15 protein-coding genes are annotated in these 22,751 nt (G+C 71.5%); 6 read left to right on the top strand and 9 right to left on the bottom strand.

Going from position 1 to position 22,751, the window contains the following annotated elements:
• Positions 1–14: 14 nt before the first annotated feature.
• A complete protein-coding gene (locus ACE3Q2_RS04210) occupies positions 15–1,304 on the bottom strand; it encodes an amidohydrolase family protein (protein ID WP_374473033.1) in 1,290 nt (429 codons plus the stop codon).
• Positions 1,301–2,368: an aromatic ring-hydroxylating dioxygenase subunit alpha gene (locus tag ACE3Q2_RS04205; RefSeq protein ID WP_374473031.1), complete on the bottom strand. Its 1,068-nt coding sequence runs from the start codon at positions 2,366–2,368 to the stop codon at positions 1,301–1,303. Before ACE3Q2_RS04205 ends, ACE3Q2_RS04210 begins: the two co-directional genes overlap by 4 nt.
• A 57-nt stretch (positions 2,369–2,425) precedes the next feature.
• Here ACE3Q2_RS04205 and ACE3Q2_RS04200 point away from each other — a divergent pair, with 57 nt between their 5' ends.
• Entirely contained in the window at positions 2,426–3,565 is a 1,140-nt protein-coding gene (locus tag ACE3Q2_RS04200) for a P1 family peptidase (protein WP_231698065.1), read from the top strand.
• 14 nt (positions 3,566–3,579) lie between these two features.
• On the opposite strand, the gene ACE3Q2_RS04195 is transcribed toward ACE3Q2_RS04200, so the two are convergent.
• From ACE3Q2_RS04195 to ACE3Q2_RS04165, 7 genes are read right to left on the bottom strand one after another with little or no spacing between them, the layout of a single operon-like run.
• Positions 3,580–5,613: a S9 family peptidase gene (locus tag ACE3Q2_RS04195; RefSeq protein ID WP_231698064.1), complete on the bottom strand. Its 2,034-nt coding sequence runs from the start codon at positions 5,611–5,613 to the stop codon at positions 3,580–3,582.
• On the bottom strand, positions 5,610–8,132 hold the full coding sequence (locus ACE3Q2_RS04190; RefSeq protein ID WP_231698063.1) for a CehA/McbA family metallohydrolase: 2,523 nt from the start codon (positions 8,130–8,132) through the stop codon (positions 5,610–5,612). The genes ACE3Q2_RS04195 and ACE3Q2_RS04190 overlap by 4 nt, the downstream gene beginning before the upstream one ends.
• Before the next feature lie 3 nt (positions 8,133–8,135).
• The gene (locus ACE3Q2_RS04185; protein ID WP_374473028.1) at positions 8,136–9,458 is read right to left on the bottom strand and encodes an acetyl ornithine aminotransferase family protein; all 1,323 of its coding nucleotides are present in this window, start codon (positions 9,456–9,458) and stop codon (positions 8,136–8,138) included.
• Positions 9,459–9,489: 31 nt separating this feature from the next.
• Positions 9,490–10,275 (bottom strand): CoA-transferase subunit beta, encoded by a 786-nt coding sequence (locus tag ACE3Q2_RS04180; RefSeq protein ID WP_374473026.1) that lies wholly within the window; start codon positions 10,273–10,275, stop codon positions 9,490–9,492.
• Positions 10,272–11,126 (bottom strand): CoA transferase subunit A, encoded by an 855-nt coding sequence (locus ACE3Q2_RS04175; RefSeq protein WP_374473024.1) that lies wholly within the window; start codon positions 11,124–11,126, stop codon positions 10,272–10,274. Before ACE3Q2_RS04175 ends, ACE3Q2_RS04180 begins: the two co-directional genes overlap by 4 nt.
• Positions 11,123–12,691, bottom strand: coding sequence for an aldehyde dehydrogenase family protein (locus ACE3Q2_RS04170; protein WP_374473022.1), 1,569 nt, complete (start codon positions 12,689–12,691; stop codon positions 11,123–11,125). The genes ACE3Q2_RS04175 and ACE3Q2_RS04170 overlap by 4 nt, the downstream gene beginning before the upstream one ends.
• Positions 12,688–14,004, bottom strand: a complete 1,317-nt coding sequence (locus ACE3Q2_RS04165; RefSeq protein WP_374473020.1) for an aspartate aminotransferase family protein — start codon at positions 14,002–14,004, stop codon at positions 12,688–12,690. The genes ACE3Q2_RS04170 and ACE3Q2_RS04165 overlap by 4 nt, the downstream gene beginning before the upstream one ends.
• A gap of 112 nt (positions 14,005–14,116) precedes the next feature.
• Here ACE3Q2_RS04165 and ACE3Q2_RS04160 point away from each other — a divergent pair, with 112 nt between their 5' ends.
• Genes ACE3Q2_RS04160 through ACE3Q2_RS04140 form a run of 5 tightly spaced genes read left to right on the top strand, consistent with a single transcriptional unit; the run spans position 14,117 to position 22,096 of the window.
• Positions 14,117–14,932, top strand: coding sequence for an IclR family transcriptional regulator C-terminal domain-containing protein (locus ACE3Q2_RS04160; protein WP_231698057.1), 816 nt, complete (start codon positions 14,117–14,119; stop codon positions 14,930–14,932).
• A complete protein-coding gene (gene pcaF, locus ACE3Q2_RS04155; protein ID WP_374473017.1) occupies positions 14,925–16,127 on the top strand; it encodes a 3-oxoadipyl-CoA thiolase in 1,203 nt (400 codons plus the stop codon). The genes ACE3Q2_RS04160 and pcaF overlap by 8 nt, the downstream gene beginning before the upstream one ends.
• A 13-nt stretch (positions 16,128–16,140) precedes the next feature.
• On the top strand, positions 16,141–17,529 hold the full coding sequence (locus ACE3Q2_RS04150; RefSeq protein WP_374473015.1) for a M20/M25/M40 family metallo-hydrolase: 1,389 nt from the start codon (positions 16,141–16,143) through the stop codon (positions 17,527–17,529).
• A 48-nt stretch (positions 17,530–17,577) separates the two neighbouring features.
• On the top strand, positions 17,578–19,623 hold the full coding sequence (locus ACE3Q2_RS04145) for a sulfotransferase (protein ID WP_374473013.1): 2,046 nt from the start codon (positions 17,578–17,580) through the stop codon (positions 19,621–19,623).
• 40 nt (positions 19,624–19,663) lie between these two features.
• A complete protein-coding gene (locus ACE3Q2_RS04140) occupies positions 19,664–22,096 on the top strand; it encodes a TonB-dependent receptor (RefSeq protein WP_374473011.1) in 2,433 nt (810 codons plus the stop codon).
• Positions 22,097–22,751 lie beyond the last annotated feature (655 nt).

Here is a 22,751-nt window from a genome sequence, read left to right as displayed (position 1 = left end):
GGGTCCGGAAAGGGTCAGGGCATCGGAACGGGGTCGCCGGCCTTCACCACGCCGCGAACATGCTCGCGCTCAAGGCAGGTGATGTCGGAAAGCGGGTTGCAGGCCACGGCCACCAGGTCGGCGGCCTTGCCCACGGTGATCGAGCCCAGCGTGGCCTCCTGGCCCAGCAGGCGCGCGGAATCGAGCGTGGCCGAGCGCAGGGCCTGCAGCGGCGTCATGCCGTGCCGCACCATGTAGGCGAACTGGCGGCCGTTGTCGCCGTGCGGGTAGACGCCGGCGTCGGTGCCGTAGGCGATGTTCACGCCGGCGGCCACGGCCTTGCGGAAGCCGGCGCGCTGGGCTTCGGTGGTTTCGGTGTTCTTGCGCAGGATCTCTTCCGACCAGCCGTCGCGGCGGCCGACGGCGTCGATGTAGTCGCCGTTGTAGATGTCGGCCACCAGCCAGGTGCCGTGCCTCTTCATCTCGGCGATGGCGGCGTCGTCCATCAGCGAGCCGTGTTCGATGCTGCGCGCGCCGGCGCGGGCGGCGGCAGCGATGCCTTCGGCGCCGTGGGCGTGCGCGGCCACCCAGCTTCCGCGCGCGGCGGCGGCTTCCACCGCGGCGCTCACTTCGGCTTCGGAGTATTCGGAGGAACCCGGCTCAGTGCCCGCGGTGAGCACGGCGCCGGTGGCGATGACCTTGATGAAATCGGCGCCGCCGTCAAGGAAGCGGTCCACCGCGCCGCGCACCTGCGCTTGATCGTCGGCCACGCCGACGCGGAACTCGGGCGTCACCACGCTGCCTTCCGGCAGGCCGGTGAGTTCGCCGCCGCCGCCGGTGACGGTGACGTAGCCGCCGGCCACGAACATGCGCGGCCCGGGCACCAGGCCTTCGTTGATGGCGTCGCGCAGGGCCACGTCGGCGAAGCCGCGGTAGGCGCCCACGTCGCGCACGGTGGTGAAGCCGGCGCGCAGGGTGGCGGCGGCGTTGCGGGCGCCGACGAAGGCCGCGCGGGCCGGCGTGGCCTTGAGCGGCGCGGCCAGGTCGGCGCTCTGGTCTTCTTCGGCCAGGTGGGTGTGCATGTCCATCAGGCCGGGTACCACCACGTGCGCGGACCAGTCGAGCAGGCGCGCGCCTTCGGGCGCATCGCCGGTCCAGGGCGCGATGGCGGCGATGCGGCCGTCGCGCACGGTGATGGCCTGGTCGGCACGAATCTCGCCGGTTTCCACGTCCACCACGTGGCCGGCGCGCAGCACCAGGTCCTGCGCGGCGGCCGGCGCCGCCAGTGCGACCGCCAGGGCCATCGCCAGGCCGGCGCGCTTCACGCGGCATCCCCCGCGGCGGCGTAGGCCGCGCGCAGCTGGTTGTGGAACAGCCACAGCGCGCTCTCGCGCCTGGGGCACAGCCGGCCGGCCTCGTAGGTGCCCGACACCAGGCCCTTCTGCACCGCTTCGCAGATGGTGATGTCCTCGGCCTGCACCTCGTCGCTGAAGGCCTGGTCGTTGGCGATGCGGGCCCGGGCCTGCTCGTCCTGGGCGTAGTAGTAGTCGAACTCCACCCGGCAGCGGTCGGGGCCCAGCGGCAGGATGCGGTTGGTCTGCAGTCGGCCCGGCATGATGTTGAGCATCACGTTCGGGTAGACGAAGTAATAGAAGGCTTCGCCGTCGCCATAGATGTCGCCGCTGTTGCGCAGCGGCGAGTGCTGCAGCGAATGCCAGGGGAAGAGTTCGGTGTCGTAGACGCGGTAGTCCAGCACCTTCGACAGCCCCGGGTGCACGTGCGGCAGGTGGTAGCCCTCCAGGAAGTTGTCGATGTAGACCTTCCAGTTGCAGGCGATGTCGTAGCTGTCGCGGCGCAGGAAACGCATGGCGGCCAGGTCGATGGGCGCGATGCGTTCGGTGATGCCGGCGTACACCTCCTCGAAGGGCGGCACGTTGTCGCTGAGCGCCACGAACACCAGGCCCTGCCACTCCACCACCCGCAGCGGCGGCAGGCGGATGGCCGACACGTCGAAATCCGCCGCGCCCTGCATTTCGGGCGCCGAGCGCAGCTGGCCCTCGAGCGTGTAGCTCCAGCCGTGGTACTTGCAGTGCAGCGCGCGGGCACCCTTGCCGTTGCACAGCGCCAGCGGGCCGGCGCGGTGGCGGCAGACGTTGGGGAAGGCGCGCAGCACGCCGTCCTGGCCGCGCACCACGATCACCGGCACGTCGCCCACCTGCTCCACCACGTGGTCGCCTGGCTCGGCCAGCTGGCCCTGGTGCGCCACCAGCTGCCAGCTGCGTGCGAATACCGCACGTTTTTCCATCGCCAGCATGGCCTCGCCGACGTAGAAGCGCGCGGGCAGCGCGGTGGCGGATTCAAGCGCGGTGATCTTGTCGGCTGTGTGCATGGGGCCTGCCGGGTTCGATTAAGCTTCGGGTGGTACCGCCATCCTCGGGGAGAAACCATGGTCCGCGCCAGCCTGCTGCTGCTTGCCCTCGCCGCCGGCGCCTCGGCGGCCGAACCCCGGGCCCGCGACCTGGGCATTCCCTTCGAAGGCCAGCCCGGCCCGCTCAATGCCATCACCGACGTGGCCGGGGTCACGGTGGGCCATGCCACGGTCGTCCGCGACGAGGCCGACGGCCGCAAGGTGCGCACCGGCGTCACCGCCGTGCTGCCGCGCGGACAGGCCAGCGCGGCCACACCGGTGTTCGGCGGCTGGTTCGCGCTCAATGGCAACGGCGAGATGACCGGCACCGCCTGGCTGGAGGAATCGGGCCAGCTCGAAGGCCCGGTCATGCTCACCAACACCCACAGCGTGGGCGTGGTGCGCGACGCCGTCATCGCCGAACGCGTGCGCGCCGGCGACGCCGACGCCACCGGCTACTGGTGGTCGCTGCCGGTGGTGGCGGAAACCTGGGACGGGCACCTCAACGACATCAACGGCTTCCACGTGACCCCGGCGCACGTGGCCGAGGCCCTTCGGGGCGCTAAGGGCGGCCCCGTGGCCGAGGGCAACGTGGGCGGCGGCACCGGCATGGTCTGCCACGAGTTCAAGTGCGGCATCGGCACCGCCTCGCGGGTGCGCGGCAACTACACCGTGGGCGTGCTGGTGCAGGCCAACTACGGCCTGCGCGACAGCCTGCGCATCGCCGGGGTGCCGGTGGGCCAGTTCCTGCGCAACGACCGCGTCTACACCGAACCCAACCCGCTGGCCGGCGACACCGGTTCGATCATCATCATCGTGGCCACCGACGCGCCGCTGCTGCCGCACCAGCTCAAGCGCCTGGCGCGGCGGGCCAGCCTGGGCCTGGCGCGCATGGGCAGCTACGCCGGCAACGGTTCCGGCGACATCTTCGTGGCCTTCTCCACCGCCAATGCCGGCGCGCTCGACGGCGGCGAGCTCGAGCAGGCCGCCTTCGTCGGCAACGACCGCATGGACCCGCTGTTCGAAGCCACGGTGCAGGCCACCGAGGAAGCCATCACCAACGCCATGGTGGCCGCGCGCGACATGCAGGGCCACGGCGGCAACTACGCCAAGGCCATCGACCACGCCGCGCTGGTCGGCGTGTTGCGCCAGCACGGGCGGCTCGCGCCGGGCAAGTGAGGGCGCGGCGCAGTTCACTTCGCGCCGCCCTGCCCCACCAGGTAACGCCCGTACCAGTCGAGGTTGCGCTGCATGCGGTCGCGCAGGTAGCTGGGCACGGTGAGGCCGTGGTTCTCGCCGGGGTAGATCACCAGCTGGGTCGGCACCTGCAGTTCGCGCAGGGCCTGGTACATCTGCTCCGACCCGAGGCAAGGCACGTTGTAGTCCATCTCCGCGCACTGGTAGAGCGTGGGCGTGCGGATGCGGTCGGCGTGCAGGAAGGGGAAGCTGGCGCGGTCGTACTGTTCGCGCTGTGACCAGGGGTTGCCGAGTTCGAGCCGGTATTCACGCGTGTACTGGTCGTGGCCGTACAGGCCGTACACGTTCGCCACGCCGGCGCCGGCGATGGCGGCCTTGAAGCGGCCGTCGCGTGCGATGACCGAGTTGGTCAGGATGCCGCCGTAACTCCAGCCGCCCACGCCCAGCCGCGCCGGGTCGGCCACGCCCATCGCCACCACGTGGTCCACGCCGGCCAGCACGTCGGCGGTGTCGAGGTTGCCCCAGTCGGCGTAGATGGCGCGGGCGAAGTCGAAGCCGCGGCCCGAGCTGCCGCGCGGGTTCACCGCCACCACGGCATAGCCATTCGCGGCGTAAACCTGCCAGTCGGGCATGAACTCGTGGCTGTACTGGTACACCGGGCCGCCGTGGATGCGCAGGATCGTGGGGTAGCGCCGGCCGGGCTGGTGGTCGAGCGGCTTCACCAGCAGGCCCTCGAGCGCGGTGCCGTCGGCGCTTCTGAAAAAGATGGGCTCCACCGGCGCCAGGCGGCGCTGCGCCAGCCAGCGGTTGTGGTCGGCCAGTTCGCGCAGTGCCGGCGTGCCGTCGGCGCCGGCTTCCACGGCGGACAGAGCGTATGGCTGGTGGTCGGTGCCGCCGAGCACGACGATGCGCTCGCCTTCCACGTCCAGGTCGTAGTCGAAACGCAGGCCGCCGGTGAGCGGCGTGACCTGCCCGCTGGCCAGGTCCACCCGCGAAAGGTGGGTGACGCGGCTGTGTTCGAACAGCGCGTACAGCGCGCGGCCGTCGGCCGACCAGCGCGGCTTGGTCACGCAGCGGTCGATGGGCGCCGGCAGCGTGGCCTTCCCGGTCGCGACATCAACCACCGCCAGCTGCCAGGGCGCGTAGTAGATCCACTTGTCCTCGCCGCCCTGCAGGTAGGCGATGCGGGTGGAATCGGGGCTCCAGGTGGGCCGCGTTTCCCAGTACGGGTCGAGGTCGGCGCCGATGAAGGTGGTGAGCTGGCGCGCGCGGGCGCCGGCTTCCGGCGCGATCAGGTAGAGGTCGGTGTTGAGGTGGCGGTCGGGGTCCTCGCCGCGCTTGCTGACGAAGGCGATGGTCCTGCCGTCCGGCGACCAGGCCGGCAGCATTTCGTCGGTGTCGCCCTGCGTGAGTTGCGTGGCACGGCCGCTGCCCACGTCCACCAGGTAAAGGTGCTTGCGCAGGTGGGTGAGGTAGCCGGTGCCGTCTTCCTTGAACTGGTAGCGCGTGGTGACGATGGGCGGCGGCTGTTTCGGCTCGGGCGTGCCGGCGGGGCGCTCCGGGTCCCAGGCCACCACCACCATGCGCGCCCCGTCGGGCGACCAGGCGAAGTCCTCGACGCCGCCCGGCAGCGAGGTGATGCGCCGCGCGCGGCCGCCGCCGGCCTTCACCAGCCACACCTGCACGCTGTCGTCGGCGTCGTCGCCGCGGCCGTGCGGTCGGTCGGACAGGAAGGCCACGTGCCTGCCGTCGGGCGACCACTGCGGCCGCCATTCGCTGTGCTTCGGCGTGTCGGTGAGCCGCTTCGGTTCGCCGCCGGCGAAGGCCACGCGCCACAGGTCGGACTGGTTGAGGTCTTCTTCGACGTTGGCGGCACTGGCGGTGTAAACGACCCAGCGGCCGTCGTCGCTGAGGTCGGGCTCGGTAAGGTCCACCAGACGGTCGTAGTCGGCGGGCGACAGGCCCGGCGCCGCGGCGAAAGCCGGCAGCGCGGCGGCCAGCAGCAGGGAGGCGCAGTGGCGGAGCTTCATTCGTCGCGTCCTTCGGCCAGGCGGGCGTAACGCGCGCGGGCGGCGCGCAGGTAGTCGAGCGTGGCGTCGAATTCGCCCGCGCCATTGAAGTCGGCCTCCCGCGCCGTGGCGTTGGCGATCACGCGGTCGAGCCAGGCGGTGAAATAGGCCGCGTCGCCCTGCACGTTTTCGCTGGCGCGGCCGCGGCCGATCCACACCGGGTTGGTGGTGGCGTACGGGTACAGGTCGAGCACGCCGGGGTCGGCCTGGTCGTTCCAGGCGCGCAGCAGCAGCCAGCCGTCGCCCAGCGTGAGCTCGCCCTCGGCGTCGAGCGTGCGGCGGTCGCCCTCCAGCTCGAAGGCCTTCACCACGCGGCCGTTGTGCACCAGTTCCAGGTGCTGCACCGGCACCGGCGAACGCAGCGCGAGCCGGAAGGCGTGTCTGCCGGCCGGCAGTTCGGCGCCGGGCTTGCGGCCGTCGACCAGCAGGCCCAGCAGCGGGCCATTGCTGGCGAAACCTTCGCCCTTGCGCAGCGCGGCCAGCACGGTCTCGGGGTCGCGGCTGCCCGCAGTGTCCAGGAACACGCGGTTCATGCCCACCGGGCCGCGCAGCGAGGCGTAGTTCGCCATCGCGTCGGTGCCGGCGCCGGCGGACACGCGCAGGCCCAGGTTGAGCAGGCGGTACCAGACGCCGGCGGTGGCGCGGTGGTCGGAAAAGCCCACGACCTCGAGGTAGTCCACCTTGCGGTGCATGGCGTCGGCCGGCAGCTGGTGGCTCAGCCCGGTTTCCTTCGCCGGGTCCGGGTCCCAGTCGAAGGGATGCACGTAGCCCACCAGCGCGCCCTGTTCGTGCGCGAGGTCGGCGATTACGCCGTTGTGCGGGTAGGGGCTGGCCAGCGCGGTGTTCCGGTAGGCGGAGAAATCAGGCGTGAGGTAATGGCTGCGCAGCTGCAGCAGACCCAGGTGGCCCCAGAAGCTGGTGTGGTACTCCTGCCCCTGCAGCAGCGTGACGGCCGCGTTGCTGGCCGGGTCCACGCCGGTGCGGAAGGCGGCGATGTCGGGGATGCGCTCTTCCTTGTTCACCACCAGGTTGTGCACGACGTCGAGGTCTTCGGCCTCGGCCTGGCGCACCAGCGTTTCCGGCGTGTGCCGATAGTGGCCGCCGTAGTTCATGTGCACGTGCAGGTCGGCGCTGAGGAAACCGCCGTACTCGGCCGGCAGCGGCTGCGCCTGCAGGCGGGCGACGAGGGGCTTGCCCAGGCCCGGCGCCACGTCCACGCGGGCGTTCCACGGCAGGGTTTCGAAACCACGGCGCACGGTGATGTTCGCGGCGCCGGTGGGCAGCTGCAGGCGGCAGGGCGGTGCGCAGTGGAAGTAGTGGGTTTCGGTTTCCTGCTGCGCGCGATCGAAGCCGTCGTCGGCGTGCAGCCAGGCCCCATCCGGGGCATGCGCGCGCCCGTCGCTGCCGGTGACCGACACGCGCGCCGGCACGCGCTGGCCGGCGCCGTTGCGGATGTCGAGCACCAGCGTGCCCTGCGGCGCCAGCGTCTCGCGGCGCGTGGCCTGCACGGTGTCCGTGCGGCCGCCGATGACGTCCATCACCCGCAGCGTGGTGCCGCCGTCGCGGTTGTCGATATAGGCGATGCGCTGGCCGTTGGGCGACCAGCGCGCATGACGCCGGTCGAACTCGCCGAAGCTCAGCGGAAGCGGCGCCGCGCCGTTCGGCGTGGTCAGCCAGAGCTGGTGCCACTGGCGGCCGCGGTAGCCCGAATACAGCAGGCGCTTGCCATCCGGCGCGAGCTCGGGGCGCGCGGCCCAGCTGGTTTCTTCGGCGTGCACGCGGCGGCGCGCGGCCGGGTCGGCCAGCGGCACCGCCCACAGGTCGCCGCTGCCCCAGGCCACCTCGGGGTTGGCCACGTAGTAGATCGTTTCGCCGTCCGGCGACCACGAGGGATTGATGGCGTGGTCCACCGGCGCGTAGTAGTAGCGGTCGATGGCGCTGCGGCGCTCGCCCAGCAGCGCGCGCACGTTCGTGAGGCCGGCGGGGCCGAGCTCGGCCACGTACAGGTTGAAGTTGCCGTTGCCGCGGGTGGACACCCAGGCCAATCGCTGGCCGTCCGGGGAAATCCGCGGCTCGACGTTCACCGCGCCTTCGTGGGTCAGCTGCTGCCCGCGGCCGCTGCGCAGGTCCAGGCGCCACAGTTCCATCGCCGCGCCGTCGTAGCGGGTGAACACCACGCTGGTGCCGTCGGGCGCCACGTCGGGCTGGTGGTCGTAGGCGCCGCGCGGGTGCGTGAGCTCGGTGGCGAGATCGTCACCCAGCGCCTGGCGCCAGAGCGAACCGCCCATGCTGTACACCAGCCCCTGGCCATCGGGCAGGAAAGCCGCGGCCGACGGGCCGGTGGTGAGCTGGGGCAGGTAGAGCTCGCGCCAGTAGTAGCTGTGCGGCACCTTGACCTGGTGGAGCACCGGCTCCCGCCCCGCCTGCGCCAGCGGCGCCAGCAGGAGGGCCGCGAGCAGCAGGGGAAGGCGGGCGCGCATGGCTCAGCGTCCCGCCAGCGCCTGGTCGAGGCTGGTTTTCAGCATCGCCATGGCCTCGTCCACCTCCGCCACCGTCACCGTCAGCGGCGGCATGAAGCGCACCGTGCTGGTGCCGCAGGAGAGCAGCAGCAGGCCGTTGTGGAAGGCGCGCGTGACCACCGCGTCGCACAGGGCCGCGGCCGGGGTCTTCTTCGCGTCGCTTTCGACCAGCTCCATGCCGATCCACAGGCCCTTGCCACGCACGTCGCCGATGCAGGGGTAGTCGCGCTGCAACTCGCGCAGGCGGGCCATGAAGTGCCCGCCCACGCGCGCTGCGTTGTCCACCAGCCCGCCGCGCACCAGGTCGAGCGTGGCATTGGCCGCCGCGCAGGTGATGGGGTTGCCGCCGTAGGTGTTGCCGTGGGCGCCGCGCTTCCACTGCTGCATCAGGCGGCGTTTCGCCACCACCGCGCCGATGGGCAGGCCCGAGCCCAGGCCCTTGGCCAGGCTCATGATGTCGGGCTGCACGCCCCAGTGTTCGCTGGCGAACATGCGGCCGGTGCGGCCGATGCCCGACTGCACTTCGTCGAAGATCAGCAGGATGCCGTGTTCGTCGCAGAGCGCGCGCAGGCCGGCCAGGAAGCCGTCGGGCGGCGTCAGGTAGCCGCCTTCGCCCTGCATGGGCTCGATCAGCATGGCCGCCACTTCGCTGGGCGGCACGCTGCGCTGGAACAGCATGCGGATGTACTCCAGCACCGCCTCGCCCTGGTCGTCGCCGGCGAACAGCGGCCGGTACGGGTTCGGGTAGGGCACGTGGGTGACGCCGGCCAGCGTGGTGGCGAAGCCTTTCTGCTGGGTGTACTTGCTGGACGTGAAGCTGAGCGAGCCCATGGTGCGGCCGTGGAAGCCGCCCAGGAAGCCGATGAAACGCGGCCGGCCGGTGACGTAGCGCGCCAGCTTGAGCGCGCCCTCCACCGCTTCGGTGCCGGACTGGCAGATGAAGCTCATGGCCGGTTCGCCCATGGGCGCCACCGCGGCCAGGCGTTCGCCCAGGCCCACCATTTCCTCGTGCCAGTAGTCGCTGGAGATGTGCAGGAACTTCTCCGCCGCGCCCTGCACCGCCTTCACCACCGCCGGGTGCGCGTGGCCGGTGGCGCAGACGGCGATGCCGGCCATGAAGTCGAGGAAGCGGTTGCCGTCCACGTCCCAGACTTCGGTGCCACGGCCGTGCGACATCACGAACGGATAGTCGCGCGGGTAGGACGGCGAGATCACCGCCGCGTCGCGCTCGATCATGGCGCGGGCCTTGGGCCCGGGCAGCTCGGTGTGGATGTGCGGATGGCTCATGGCGGGTCCTTCTTGCAGTGGGTTCGCGCGCTCAGCCCGGCAGCCGCACCGGGCGCCGGTGCGCCTCGGCGGTGCGGGCCTGCAGCTGGCGCAGGGCGGTGAGTTCGGTTTCCGTGGGCGGCGGCAGGCGTTCGAGCGTGTCGGCGACCGCCAGCGGCCAGCCGACGGCGGCTTTCGCCTCGGCCACGTCCACGCCTTCGTACAGCGCCACCAGCTGCAGCTCCTGGCGGCCGGGCATCGGGCGCAGCACGCCGAAGTCGGTGATCACCGCCTGCGGGCCGCCGCCGGGTGCGCCGCTGCCTGCGCGTTCGCCGTCGCCGCCGAGGAAGCCGGCGCTGGTGCGGAAGTCGAGCCGTTCCACGAAGCTGCGCGGACTGGCCTTCATCAGCACGAAGGTCTGGCGCGCGTGCGTGGCGATCTCGGGCGCGCCGCCGGCGCCGGGCAGGCGCGTGGACGGGTGCGCGTAGTCGCCGATGACGGTGGAATTGAGGTTGCCGAAGCGGTCTATCTGCGCCGCGCCCAGGAAACCCACGTCCACCCGGCCGCCCTGCAGGTAGAAGGCGAACACTTCCGGCAGCGGCACCACGCAGGCGGCGGTGTCGGCCAGTTCGCCGTCGCCGATCGACAGCGGCAGCACGTCGGGGCGCGTGCCCAGCGTGCCCGATTCGTACACCAGCACCACGTCGGGCGCGTGCGTCAGCCGCGCCAGGTTGCAGGCGGCGCTGGGCAGGCCGATGCCGACGAAACACACGCAGTCGTCCCAGAGCAGCCGCGCCGCGGCCACGGTCATCATTTCGTCGCGGGTCCAGGCGCTCATGCGGCCTTCGCCTTCAGGCGGGCCAGGTAGGCGCCGTGGTCGGGCAGGCCCAGCACGTGCTCGTGCATCCAGGCCTGGAAGCCGGCGCGGTCGCGGGCGATGGCGTCCCAGCGCTGGTAGAAGGCGTTGTCGCGCTCGTAGCAGCCGTGCGCGTAGGACGGGTAGGCGCCGCCCGGGCAGTGCACCACGGCGCTCACCACCCAGTGCGGCAGCACCACGGCGTTCATGGCCGGCGGCAGTTCGTCCACCACGTCCTCCACGGTGACCACGAGCTTCTTCGCCGCCAGCGCGGCCTCGCGCTGGGCGCCGACGATGCCGTGGAGGGCCACGTTGCCCTTGCGGTCGGCGCGCTGCGCGTGCAGCACGGTCACGTCGGGGTTGATGGCCGGCACCGCGGCCAGCCTTTCGCCCGTGAACGGGCATTCGACGCGGCGGATGCGCGGGTTGTTGGCCGGCAGGTCGGTGCCCAGGTAACCGCGCAGCAGGCCGAACGGCAGCTTCGCGGCGCCGGCGGCGTAGGCGGCGGCCATGCCGGCGTGGCTGTGCTCGTCGAGCTCCAGCGGCGCCGGCCAGGCGTGTTCCACCGCGTCGCGCAGGCGGTGCAGCGAACCCACGCCGGGGTTGCCGCCCCAGGAAAAGGTTAGCCGGCGCGCGCAGCCCATGCCGACCAGCTGGTCGTAGACGAGGTCGGGCGTCATGCGCACCAGGTGCAGGTTCCTGCGGCCCTGGCGGATCAGTTCATGCCCGGCCGCGAACGGGATCAGGTGGGTGAAGCCCTCGAGCGCGACGCAGCTGCCGTCGTGCACGAATTCCGCCATCGCCTCGGCCAGCGACAGCCGCGGCGTCTTCATTCGACCACCGTGCGCGACTGCTCGCGCTGGTACTGGGCCAGGTAATAGAAGGAGGCGATGGCCTTGCCCGTGCTGCCCGAGCCCTTCCAGCCGCCGAAGGGCTGGTAGCCCGGCCAGGCGCCGGTGGTGGCGCCCTGCGGCCGGTTGGCGTAGGTGACGCCGGCCTCGATGTTTTCCCAGAAGTAGGCCAGGTCGGCGTCGCTGCCGTAGCAACCGGCGGTGAGGCCCAGCGGCGAATCATTGGCCAGCTGCACGGCCTGGCCGAGGTCCTGCACGCGGTGCAGCATCAGGATGGGCAGGAACATTTCCTCGCGGAACAGCGGGTGCGTCGGCGGCGCCTCGGCCAGCGTGGGCTGCACGTAGAAGCCGTGCGCCAGCTCGCCCTCGGCGAGCCGCTCGCCACCCACGAGCACGCGGCCGCCGTCGCGGGTGATCGCGGCCACGCAGCGCGCGAAGTTGTCGTAGGCGCGGCGGGTGGTGACCGGGCCCAGCCAGTGTTCCTGGCGGCGCGGGTCGCCGAGCGGGATGGCCGCCATCTTTTCCTTCAGCTTCTGCACCAGCGCGTCGGCCACCGCTTCGTCCACGTACAGGCGCGAGAGCGCCGAGCACTTCTGCCCGCCCATGCCGAAGGCCGAGCGCACGATGCCGGTGGCGGCGCGCTCGAGGTCGGCGTTGGCGGTGACGATGCAGGCGTTCTTGCCGCCCATCTCGGTGATGCAGGGCCGCGGCCAGGGGCCGTTGGCCAGGCTGCGGTAGATGCGCATGCCCACGTCGAAGGAGCCTGTGAAGGTGATGCCGGCGGTGCGCGGGTGGTGCACCAGGGCCTGGCCCACCTCGTTGCCGCTGCCGTTGAGGAAGTGGAACACGCCGCGCGGGAAGCCGGCGTCGCGCAGGCAGTCGGCCAGCAGCCGGCCCGCCCAAGGGGTTTCGCTGGCGCTCTTGAACACCACGGTGTTGCCGGTCACCAGCGCCGCGGCCACGGGTCCGCCGGCCAGCGCGAACGGGAAGTTGAAGGGCGCGATCACCACCCAGGCGCCATGCGGCCGCAGCACGCTGCGGTTGTGCGACGTCCAGCCTTCGAGCGGGTCGTCGGGCAGCGGGATGTCGAAGCCGTTCTTTTCCTCGAACTCCTCGGCGTACAGGCGGAAGAAGTCGGCGGTCTCCTGCACTTCGCCCAGCGCCTCCATGCGGTTCTTGCCCACTTCCAGCGTGAGCGCCGCGGCGATGAGGTACACGCGCTCCTCGATCAGCGCGGCCACGCGCTTGAGCAGGCGCACGCGCTCGGGCCAGGGCGTGGCGCGCCAGGCCGGGAAGGCGGCGTGCGCCGCTTCCACCGCCTGCCGCGCCTGGTTGGCGCTGGCCACGGCGAAATGGCCCAGCACGCGGCGCTGGTCGATGGGGCTGCGGCGCTCGTCCTCCTCCACGCCGGCGACGTCCTCGCCGTTGAGGTGCAGGCGGTGGCGGGCGCCCAGGGCCAGTTCCACCTCGCGCAGCGCCTCGTCGAAGCGGGCGTGCATTTCCGCCGGCGGGTTGAACATGGTGGCGTAGGTCAGCTTGAAGCTCATGCGGCGTCCATTTCGCCCAGCAGGCGGTCCAGCAGGCCGAGGGCGTCGGCCAGGTCGTTTTCGTCGATCACCAGCGGCGGCGCCAGGATCACCAGGTTGCCGCGCACGGCGAAGGAGACGCCGGCCTCGCGCGCCTTCGCCACCAGCGCGCGCAGGCCCGAGGGCAGCTGCGGCCAGGGCGCCAGCGGCGCGCGCGCGGCGCGGTCGGACACGAGTTCCAGCACCGCGAACAGGCCGTGGCCGCCGCGCACGTCGCCGATGACGGCGTGGCGGGCCTGCAGGGACTTGAGCGTGGCGAACATCTGCGCGCCCAGGCGGCGCGAGCGTTCGACCAGCCCCTCGTCCTCGTAGGCCTGCAGCGCCGCCAGGCCGGCGGCGCAGCACAGCGGGTGGCCGGCGTAGGTGAGGCCGGTCTGAAGCTGCTGCGGTTCGATCACCGCGGCCACCCCGGGCGACAGCAGCACCGCGCCCAGCGGCAGGTGCGCGCCGGTGAGGCCCTTGGCCACGGTCATCAGGTCGGGGCGGCCCTGCGCGCCGAAACGCTGCCAGGCGAACCACTCGCCGCAGCGGCCGAAGCCCGACATCACCTCGTCGGCGATGAGCAGCACGCCGCTGTCGCGGGTCACGGAACGCAGGCGCGGCCAGTAGGTGTCGGGCGCGACGATGCCGTTGGTGCCGGCATTGGTTTCGACCAGCACGGCGGCCACGGTGTCGGCGCCGTGCGATTCGATCTGTTTCGCCACCGCCTCGGCCGCGCGTTCGCCGCAGCTGGCCTCGTCGCGGCTGCCGAAGGGGCAGCGATAGGCGTAGGGCGCCGGCACGTGCAGCACCTGGAAGGCGGCGGGGTCCACCTGGCGGCGGGTGCGTTCGTCGTCCGACAGCGCCATGGTGGCGTAGCTGGCGCCGTGGTAGCTGCGTTCGCGGGTGATCACCAGGCCCTGCGGCAGGTCGCGGGCCTGGCGCGCGAACTTCACCGCGTGTTCGTTGGCGTCGGCGCCGCCCAGCGTGAAATAGACGCGGCCGCCTTCGAAGCCGGCCTTTTCCAGCAGCCGCTCGGCCAGTTCGCGGCGGGGCGCGGCGCCCCAGCCGTTGGTGACGAAGCACAGGCGCTCGGCCTGGTCGCGGATGGCGCGCACCACGGCCGGGTGCTGGTGGCCCAGGTTGCTGCATTCGGCCAGGCTGGACATGTCCAGCAGCTCACGGCCGTCCTCGAGCACCAGCCGGGCGCCGCGGCCGCCGACCACGGTGGGCGCGTCCCACAGCGCGGGCACGCACCAGGTGTGCAGGACGCTGTCGCGCTCGCGGCTGTGCAACGCGGATCTCCCCTGGCGGCCCGAAATGTTCGGTAATCGAACATCAATTCGTATTGCGAACTCATTGGAATCCTCCTAGGCTCGGCCTGTCAACACCAGCCCAAGGGCCCCGATGGCCGACGAACCGTTCGAGGACAGCGCCGACTACGTGCAGTCGCTGGCACGCGGCCTGAGCGTGCTGCGCGCCTTCAGCCGCGACCTGCCCACGCCCAGCCTGTCCGACGTGGCCAACCGCACCGGCCTGTCGCGCGCCGTGGTGCGCCGCAGCCTGATGACGCTGCAGCACCTGGGCTACGTGGGCCAGCGCGGCCGGCAGTTTTTCCTCACCCCGCGGGTGCTGGAGCTGGGCTACAGCTACCTGTCCTCGCTCGACCTCACCGAGCTGGCTCAGCAGGCCATGGAGCAGATGGCGCAGCGCGTGGGCGAATCGTGCTCGATGGCCGTGCTCGACGGCGGCGACATCGTGTACGTGCTGCGCGTGCCGGTGAAGCGCGTGATGAGCATCGCCCTGGGCGTGGGCGCGCGGCTGCCGGCCGCCGCCACCTCGATGGGCCGCGTGATGCTGGCCGCGCTCGACCCCGCCGAACTCGACGCCTGGCTGGAGCAACACCCGCCCAGCGCCCACACCGCGCACACGCTCACCGAGGCGCGCGCGCTCAAGGCCGAACTCAAGCGCGTGCGCGAGCAGGGTTACGCGCTCACCGCGCAGGAGCTGGAACTGGGCCTGTGTTCGATCGCCCTGCCCGTGCGCACCGCCGACGGCCGCGTGGTGGCGGGCCTGAACGTGGGCATGCCCTACCGCCCGGATTCGAAGAAGCGCGCGGTCGAGGAAATCCTGCCGATCCTGCACGAGACCCAGATGACCATCGAACGCGCCATCCGCCAGGGCGGCTGGCTGCCGGCGCTGCAGGGGCACGGCCGTGGCTGAGGTGTTCCTGGTCGACGCCACCCGCACGCCCTTCGGCCGCTACGGCGGCGCGCTGGCCACGGTGCGCGCCGATGACCTGGCCGCGATGCCCATCACGGCCCTGATGGCGCGGCACCCATCGCTCGACTGGGCGGCGCTGGACGAGGTGATGCTCGGCTGCGCCAACCAGTCGGGCGAGGACAACCGCAACGTCGCGCGCATGGCCACGCTGCTGGCCGGCCTGCCGGTATCGGTGCCGGCGGTGACGGTGAACCGGCTCTGCGCCTCGGGCCTGGAGGCCATCGCCCAGGCCACCCGCGCCGTTGCCGTGGGCGACGCCGACCTGGTGCTGGCCGGCGGCGTGGAAAGCATGAGCCGCGCGCCCTACGTGATGGCCAAGGCCGGCGCCGCGTTCGGCCGCGAACAGCAGCTGCAGGACACCACGCTGGGCTGGCGCTTCGTGAACCCGGCCTTCGAGGCGCGTCATGGCGTGGACCCGATGAGCCAGACCGCCGAAAACCTGGCGCGCGAGCACGGGATCAGCCGCGAACGCCAGGACGGCTTCGCCTGGCGAAGCCAGCAGCGCGCCGCGCACGCGCAGCGCGAAGCTTGGCTGGCCGAAGAGATTTCCCCGATCGTGGCGGGCCAGGGAAGGCGCGCCGCGACCGTTTCTTCCGACGAACACCTGCGCCCCGACACCACGCCCGACGCCCTGGCGGCGCTGCCGCCGCTGCTCGGCCCGGGCACCACCATCACCGCCGGCAATGCCTCCGGCCTGAACGACGGCGCCGCCGCGGTACTGCTGGCGTCGGGCGATGCCGTGGCGCGGCACGGCCTGCAGCCGCTGGCGCGCGTGCTGGGCCAGGCCGCGGCCGGCGTCGAACCGCGGGTGATGGGCATCGGCCCGGTGCCGGCCATTAACCGCCTGCTGCCGCGCCTCGGGCTCACGCTGGACGACTTCGACCGCATCGAAATCAACGAAGCCTTCGCCGCCCAGGTGCTGGCCTGCGCCCAGGCCCTGGGCCTGCCCGACGACAGCCCGCGGCTCAACGGCAACGGCGGCGCCATCGCCCTGGGCCACCCGCTGGGTGCCAGCGGCGCGCGCCTGGCCATGACCGCCGCCTTCGCACTGCGCCGCCACGGCCAGCGCCGCGCCCTGGTCAGCCTGTGCGTGGGCGTGGGCCAGGGCCTGGCGCTCGCGCTCGAACGCCCCTGACCCGGACCCGCGCATGAAACACCGCCCCGCCCTGCTCGCCCTGGCCCTGCTGCTCGCGACCACGGCGGGCGCTGCGCCGCCGCAGGCGCCGGAACACGAACGCGCGCGCGGCCGCGAGCTGCTGCGCCTGCTGATCGAAACCGACACCACCCCGCGCGCCGGCACCACCGCCGCGGCGGAAAAGCTGGCGGCGCGTTTCCTCGCCGAAGGTTTCCCGCGCGAGGACGTGCAACTGCTCGGCGACGACCCGCTGCGCCAGAACCTGGTGGTGCGCCTGCGCGGCCGCGGCGAGCGCAAGCCCATCCTGCTGATGGCCCACCTGGACGTGGTGGAAGCCCGCCGCGAGGACTGGACGCTCGACCCCTTCGTGCTCACCGAACGCGAGGGCTGGCTGTACGGCCGCGGCACCATGGACATCAAGGGCGGCGCCGCCGGCGCGGCCGCCACGCTCATGCGCCTGCGCGCCGAAGGCCGCGTGCCGCGCGGCGACTTCCTGCTGCTTCTCACCGCCGGCGAAGAAGACGGCGTGGCCAACGGCATCCAGTGGCTGCTGGAAAACCGCCGCGACCTGCTCGACGCCGCCTACGCCATCAACTTCGACGGCGGCGGCCCCGAGATCCGCGGCGGCCGGGCGGCGGTGCTGCCGGTGCAGACCGCCGAGAAGGTCTACCTGAGCTACACGCTGGAAGTGCGCAACCCCGGCGGCCACAGCTCAGTGCCCACGCCCGACAATGCCATCCACCGGCTGGCGAAAGGCCTGACCGGCCTGGCCGCGTTCGAATTCCCGCTGCGCACCAACTCCGCCACCCGCGGCCATTACGCGCGGCTGTCGAAACTCGAAACCGGCGCCACCGCCGCCGACATGGCCGCCGCGGCCCGCCTGCCGCAGGACGAGGCCGCCCTGCGCCGCCTGGCCGCCCGCTCGGCCTACGACAACGCCCAGCTGCGCACCACCTGCACGCCCACCCTGCTCGAAGGCGGACACGCCGAAAACGCCCTGCCCCAGCTGGCCCGCGCCACGGTGAACTGCCGGATGCTGCCCGACGAGGACCCGGCCCAGGTGGACCGCTGGCTGGCCGCCGCCGTGGCCGACCCCGGCATCACGATCCGCCGGGTGGCCGAACCCACGCCCAGCCCGCCCTCGCCGGTGGACGAGGCCCTGTTCCAGGCCATCCGCGACGCCGCCGCCCCGCTCTGGGGTCCGATCCCGGTGGCGCCCTACATGTCGGCCGGCGCCACCGACAGCCTGTTCCTGCGCGCCGCCGGCCTGCCGGTGTACGTGTTCAACGGCATCCCCTACGACGTGGACGACGACCGCTCGCACGGCCAGGACGAGCGCATCGGCGCCGCCGCCTACGACCAGTCGCTGGAATTCACCCACCGGCTGCTGGGGGGGCTATGAGGGACTATCCCGCGGCCCGCGACAACGTTAGATTCGGGTGAAGACCCCATGCCCCCGGGAACCGCCAGCATCGCCATGGCCACCGCCGAGCCCACCGCTGGTTTGGACGAGGCGCTCGCGCACGCCACCCGGCTGCTTGAAACCCAGCCCGCGCTTGCCGGCGAACAGGCGCGCGAAATCATCACGGCCGTCGGCGAACACCCGATGGCCGTTTTGATTCTGGCGGTCTCGCACCGCCTGCAGGGCCAGCTGCCGCCCGCGCTCGAGGCGCTGCGGCCGCTGGTGGCCAGCCAGCCGAACTGGGCCCTGGCGCATTACGAACTGGGCATCGCGCTCGGCCTGGCCGGCGACACGGCCGGCGCCATCGCCGCCCTGCGCCGCGCCACGTGGCTCAAGCCCGGGCTGCCGCAGGCCTGGCGCGCGCTGGGCGACCAGCTCGCCGCCGCCGGCGAACTCGAGGCCGCCGACGAGGCCTACGCCAGCCACGTGCGCTTCTCCACCCGCGACCCGCGCCTGCTGGCCGCCGCCTCGGCGCTGCACGCCAACGAACTGCCCAGGGCCGAAGCGCTGCTGCGCGAACACCTCGCCGCCGCGCCCACCGACGTGGCCGCGCTGCGCATGATGGCCGAGCTGGCCGCGCGCATCGGCCGCCAGGAAGACGCCGAGCGCCTGCTCGAGCGCTGCCTGGAACTCGCGCCCGGCTTCCTGGCCGCGCGCCAGAACTACGCCCTGGTCCTGCACCGCGGCAACAAGCCGCGCGAGGCGCTGGCGCAGATCGAAACCCTGCTCGCCGCCGAGCCGCGCAACCCGAACTACCGCAACCTCAAGGCCGTGGTGCTGTGCCGAACCGGCGACTACGAGCAGGCCATCGCGCTCTACGACGGCATCCTGCGCGAGCACCCGGGCCAGGCGAAGATCTGGATCAGCCAGGGCCACGCGCTCAAGACCGCCGGCCACACCGACCGCGCCATCGCTGCCTACCGCCGCAGCCTGGCGGTGGACCCGTCCTGCGGCGAAGTCTGGTGGAGCCTGGCGAACCTGAAGACCTTCAGGTTCAGCGACGAAGACGTGGCGGCCATGCAGGCCCAGCTGGCGCGCCCGGGCCTGTCGCCCGAGGACGTGCAGCACCTGCACTTCGCGCTCGGCAAGGCGCTGGAGGACCGCGCCGACTACGCTGCCTCCTTCGGCCACTACGACCAGGGCAACACGCTGCGCCGCGCCCAGCTGCACTACTCGGCCGACGACACCACGGCGCGGGTGGAGAAGATCGAACGCACCTACACGCCGGCCTTCTTCGCCGCGCGCGCCGGCGCCGGGGCGGCCGCGCCCGACCCCATCTTCGTGCTGGGCCTGCCGCGCGCCGGCTCCACCCTGGTCGAGCAGATCCTCTCCAGCCACTCGGCGGTGGAAGGCACCATGGAGCTGCCCGAGGTGATCTCGATCACCCGCGAGCTGCGCAAGCTCGGCGAGACCGGCCAGTCCCTGCCCTACCACGACGTGCTGGCCTCGCTCGACCCGGCCCGCCTGCGCGAACTGGGCGAGCAGTACCTCGAACACACCCGCATCCAGCGCAAGACCGGCGCGCCGTTCTTCATCGACAAGATGCCGAACAACTTCATGCACATCGGGCTGATCCACCTGATGCTGCCGAACGCCCGCATCATCGACGCCCGCCGGCATCCGCTGGCCTGCTGCTTCTCGGGCTTCAAGCAGCACTTCGCCCGCGGCCAGGCCTTCACCTATTCGCTGGCCGACATCGGCCGCTACTACGCCGACTACGTGCGCCTGATGGCGCATTACGACGCCGTGCTGCCGGGCCGCGTGCACCGGGTGTTCTACGAAGCCATGGTGGACGACACCGAATCCGAAGTGCGGCGCCTGCTCGACTACTGCGGCCTGCCCTTCGAGGAAGGCTGCCTGCGCTTCTTCGAGAACAAGCGGCCCGTGCGCACCGCCAGCTCCGAGCAGGTGCGCCAGCCCATCTACCGCGACGGCGTCGATCACTGGCGCCACTTCGAGCCCTGGCTCGGGCCGCTCAAGGACGCCCTGGGCCCCGTGCTCACGGCCTACCCGGACGTACCGCATTTCCGCTGACGCAACACCCACACCAACAGAGCAAGCCGAGGGGAAGGAAATGAGCAAGCAAACAAGCAAGCGGCGGGGCGCGCGGACGGCGCGTACGCTGTCGCGCGCCTCGCTGGCGGCCGCGATCTACCTGGCGATCGGCTCCGCCGCATTCGCCCAGGAAGCCGCGCCGGAGCCAGAACAGCAGGCCGTGACGCTCGACGAGGTCACGGTGACCGCGCAAAAGCGCACCGAGAACCTGCAGAAGGTGCCGATCAGCCTGCAGGTGCTGGACTCCCAGCGCCTGGACGACCTGAACGTCACCAACTTCGAGGACTACGTCAAATACCTGCCTTCGGTCTCCTACCAGACCTTCGGCCCCGGCTTCGCGCAGATCTACATGCGCGGCGTGGCCTCGGGCGGCGACGGCAACCACTCCGGCTCGCTGCCGAGCGTGGGCGTGTACCTCGACGAGCAGCCCATCACCACCATCCAGGGCCCGCTCGACATCCACATCTACGACGTCGAGCGCGTCGAGGCGCTGGCCGGCCCGCAGGGCACGCTGTACGGCGCCAGCTCGCAGGCGGGCACGCTGCGCATCATCACCAACAAGGCCGACCCGAGCGGCTTCGAGGCCGGCTACACCGTGGGCCTCGATTCCACCAGCAATGGCGGCATGGGCCACGTGGCCGAGGGCTTCGTTAACCTGCCGATGGGCGAAAACGCCGCCATCCGCCTGGTGGGCTGGAAGGAGAAGGAGGCCGGCTACATCGACAACGTTTCCGGCAGCCGCACCTACCCGTCCTGGGACGCCGACTCGGGCGGCAACGGCACCGAGTTCAACGACGACCTGGCCGGGAAGGACTACAACGACATCGACACGATGGGCGCGCGCATCGGCGCGGTCATCAACCTGGGTGACAACTGGACCATCAGCCCCACCGTGATGCACCAGCGCACCGAGGCCGGCGGCTTCTTCGCCTTCGACCCGGTGGTGGGCGACCTCGAGGTCACCCACTTCAACCCCGAATACTCGGACGACCAGTGGACCCAGGCCGCGCTGACCATCGAGGGCAAGATCGGCAACTTCGACGTCACCTACGCCTTCGCCCACCTCGACCGCGACGTGGACGGCGCCTCGGACTACAGCGACTACGCCTTCTGGTACGACACCCTGGCGGGCTACGGCGCCTACTTCTACGACAACGACGGCAACCTGGTGAACCCGTCGCAGTACATCCAGTTCCGCGACCAGTACAAGAAGGCCAGCCACGAGATCCGCATTTCCTCGCCGCAGGAAAACCGCGTGCGCTTCGTCGGCGGCTTCTTCTTCCAGCAGCAGGACCACGACATCCAGCAGGACTACCGCATCGACGGCATCGCCGACTTCCTGCACGTCACCGGCTGGCCGAACACGATCTGGCTGACCAAGCAGTTCCGCGAGGACGACGACCAGGCGGTGTTCGGCGAAGTGAGCTTCGACTTCACCGACCGCCTGACCGGCACCCTGGGCGCGCGCCACTTCCAGGCCGACAACAGCCTCAAGGGCTTCTTCGGCTACAGCGCGGGCTACAGCGGCAGCACCGGCGAGGCGGCCTGCTTCGACCCGGCCGACTTCAACGGCGCGCCCTGCACCAACCTCGACAAGAAGGTCGACGAGTCGGGCACCATCGGCAAGGCGAACCTGACCTTCCAGGTGGACGACACCAAGATGGTCTACGTCACCTGGTCGGAAGGCTTCCGCCCGGGCGGCATCAACCGCCGCGGCACGCTGCCGCCCTACCTGTCGGACTACCTGACCAACTTCGAGATCGGCTGGAAGACCACCTGGGCCGACAACCGCTTCTCGTTCAACGGCTCGGTGTTCCGGCAGGACTGGGAAGACTTCCAGTTCTCGATCCTGGGCGCGAACGGCCTGACGGAAATCAAGAACGCCAACCAGGCGCAGATCGACGGCATGGAGCTGGAGCTGAACTGGGCGGCCAGCTACAACCTGAGCATCGGCGGCGGCGTGGCCTTCTACGACGCCAAGCTGACCGACAACTACTGCGGCTTCACCGACGCCGAGGGCAACCCGGTGACGGACTGCGCCGACCCGGAGGCGCCGAGCGGCACGCAGCTGCCGGTGACGCCGAAGTTCAAGGGCAACCTGATCGCGCGCTACTCGTTCGACCTGGCCGGCGGCGAAGCCTACTGGCAGGCGGCGCTGTCGCACGTGGGCGAGCGCAAGTCGGACCTGCGCCTGCTCGAGCGCAGCATCCTGGGCGACCTGGGTGCCTACACCACCGCCGACTTCTCGGCGGGCTTCCGCAAGAACGACTGGTCGGTGGACCTGTACGTGTCGAACCTGTTCGACGAGCGCGCCGAGATCTTCAAGTTCACGGCCTGCGGCGAGACGGTGTGCGGCGCGTCGGGCGTGGACCCGGTGTACACGGACGGCCAGGTGTACACGGCCACCATCCGCCCGCGCACCGTGGGCATCCGCTTCTCGCAGTCGTTCTGAGGCGAGTGGCAGCGGCGGGCCGTTCGCGGCCCGCCCGGAGCGAAAAACCCCGGCTCCGGCCGGGGTTTTTCTTTAGTTCGTCACCCACGCCCGGGATGGCCTGGGCGGTTCTTCGCTGACCACCGACGTGGCGCCGGCCCCACCGCGAAGGCGAGGGTGGGTTCGAGGCGGGCACATCGATGCCCCCGGCGTCCGATCGGACTGTCCGGGGTGGCGAAGAGCCTTTCGCCTCAGTCCCGCACCCGCCGCCGGGCGGCGAGGACTCGCACACTGGCCACCTTCCACGCTGGCCCAGCCCCTTCAACAAGTGTCCGAAGGGACACGCAGGCGTACACGGGGTGTCAAACAGGGCCCGGAACCATTCAACCGAACGCGCTCCGCGAGAGGAATGCAGCAGGCCTGCCAAGCCAGCACACGCGCAAGCAGCGAAGCAAGATCCCACCCGCCCTTCGATCAGCACCCCATGCAGGCGCGTACCGGACGCGTCGTGGGAGTGCAGGTCTCTTCCTGCGAAATAAAGGCTTCACTGAGCAGGAAGAGACCTGCACTCCCGCGGCGTGGCCGGGCCCCACTCGGCGCCCCCGCCCGCCAGTGTAGTTCACGGCCCGGCGTTTCCGGGCCCGCCGCAGCCGGCGGGGCCAACCGGACCGTGCGC

Origin of the sequence: Arenimonas sp., assembly GCF_041913985.1 — a bacterium.
Classification (GTDB): Bacteria; Pseudomonadota; Gammaproteobacteria; order Xanthomonadales; family Xanthomonadaceae; genus Arenimonas.
This window is presented reverse-complemented; position numbering and strand designations above follow the sequence as displayed.

Coding starts and splice junctions, on each gene's coding strand:
- ACE3Q2_RS04205 (WP_374473031.1), bottom strand. CDS start 2,368: ATGCACACAGCCGACAAGATCACCGCGCTTGAATCCGCCACCGCGCTG.
- ACE3Q2_RS04200 (WP_231698065.1), top strand. CDS start 2,426: ATGGTCCGCGCCAGCCTGCTGCTGCTTGCCCTCGCCGCCGGCGCCTCG.
- ACE3Q2_RS04195 (WP_231698064.1), bottom strand. CDS start 5,613: ATGAAGCTCCGCCACTGCGCCTCCCTGCTGCTGGCCGCCGCGCTGCCG.
- ACE3Q2_RS04190 (WP_231698063.1), bottom strand. CDS start 8,132: ATGCGCGCCCGCCTTCCCCTGCTGCTCGCGGCCCTCCTGCTGGCGCCG.
- ACE3Q2_RS04185 (WP_374473028.1), bottom strand. CDS start 9,458: ATGAGCCATCCGCACATCCACACCGAGCTGCCCGGGCCCAAGGCCCGC.
- ACE3Q2_RS04180 (WP_374473026.1), bottom strand. CDS start 10,275: ATGAGCGCCTGGACCCGCGACGAAATGATGACCGTGGCCGCGGCGCGG.
- ACE3Q2_RS04175 (WP_374473024.1), bottom strand. CDS start 11,126: ATGAAGACGCCGCGGCTGTCGCTGGCCGAGGCGATGGCGGAATTCGTG.
- ACE3Q2_RS04170 (WP_374473022.1), bottom strand. CDS start 12,691: ATGAGCTTCAAGCTGACCTACGCCACCATGTTCAACCCGCCGGCGGAA.
- ACE3Q2_RS04160 (WP_231698057.1), top strand. CDS start 14,117: ATGGCCGACGAACCGTTCGAGGACAGCGCCGACTACGTGCAGTCGCTG.
- ACE3Q2_RS04150 (WP_374473015.1), top strand. CDS start 16,141: ATGAAACACCGCCCCGCCCTGCTCGCCCTGGCCCTGCTGCTCGCGACC.
- ACE3Q2_RS04145 (WP_374473013.1), top strand. CDS start 17,578: ATGCCCCCGGGAACCGCCAGCATCGCCATGGCCACCGCCGAGCCCACC.
- ACE3Q2_RS04140 (WP_374473011.1), top strand. CDS start 19,664: ATGAGCAAGCAAACAAGCAAGCGGCGGGGCGCGCGGACGGCGCGTACG.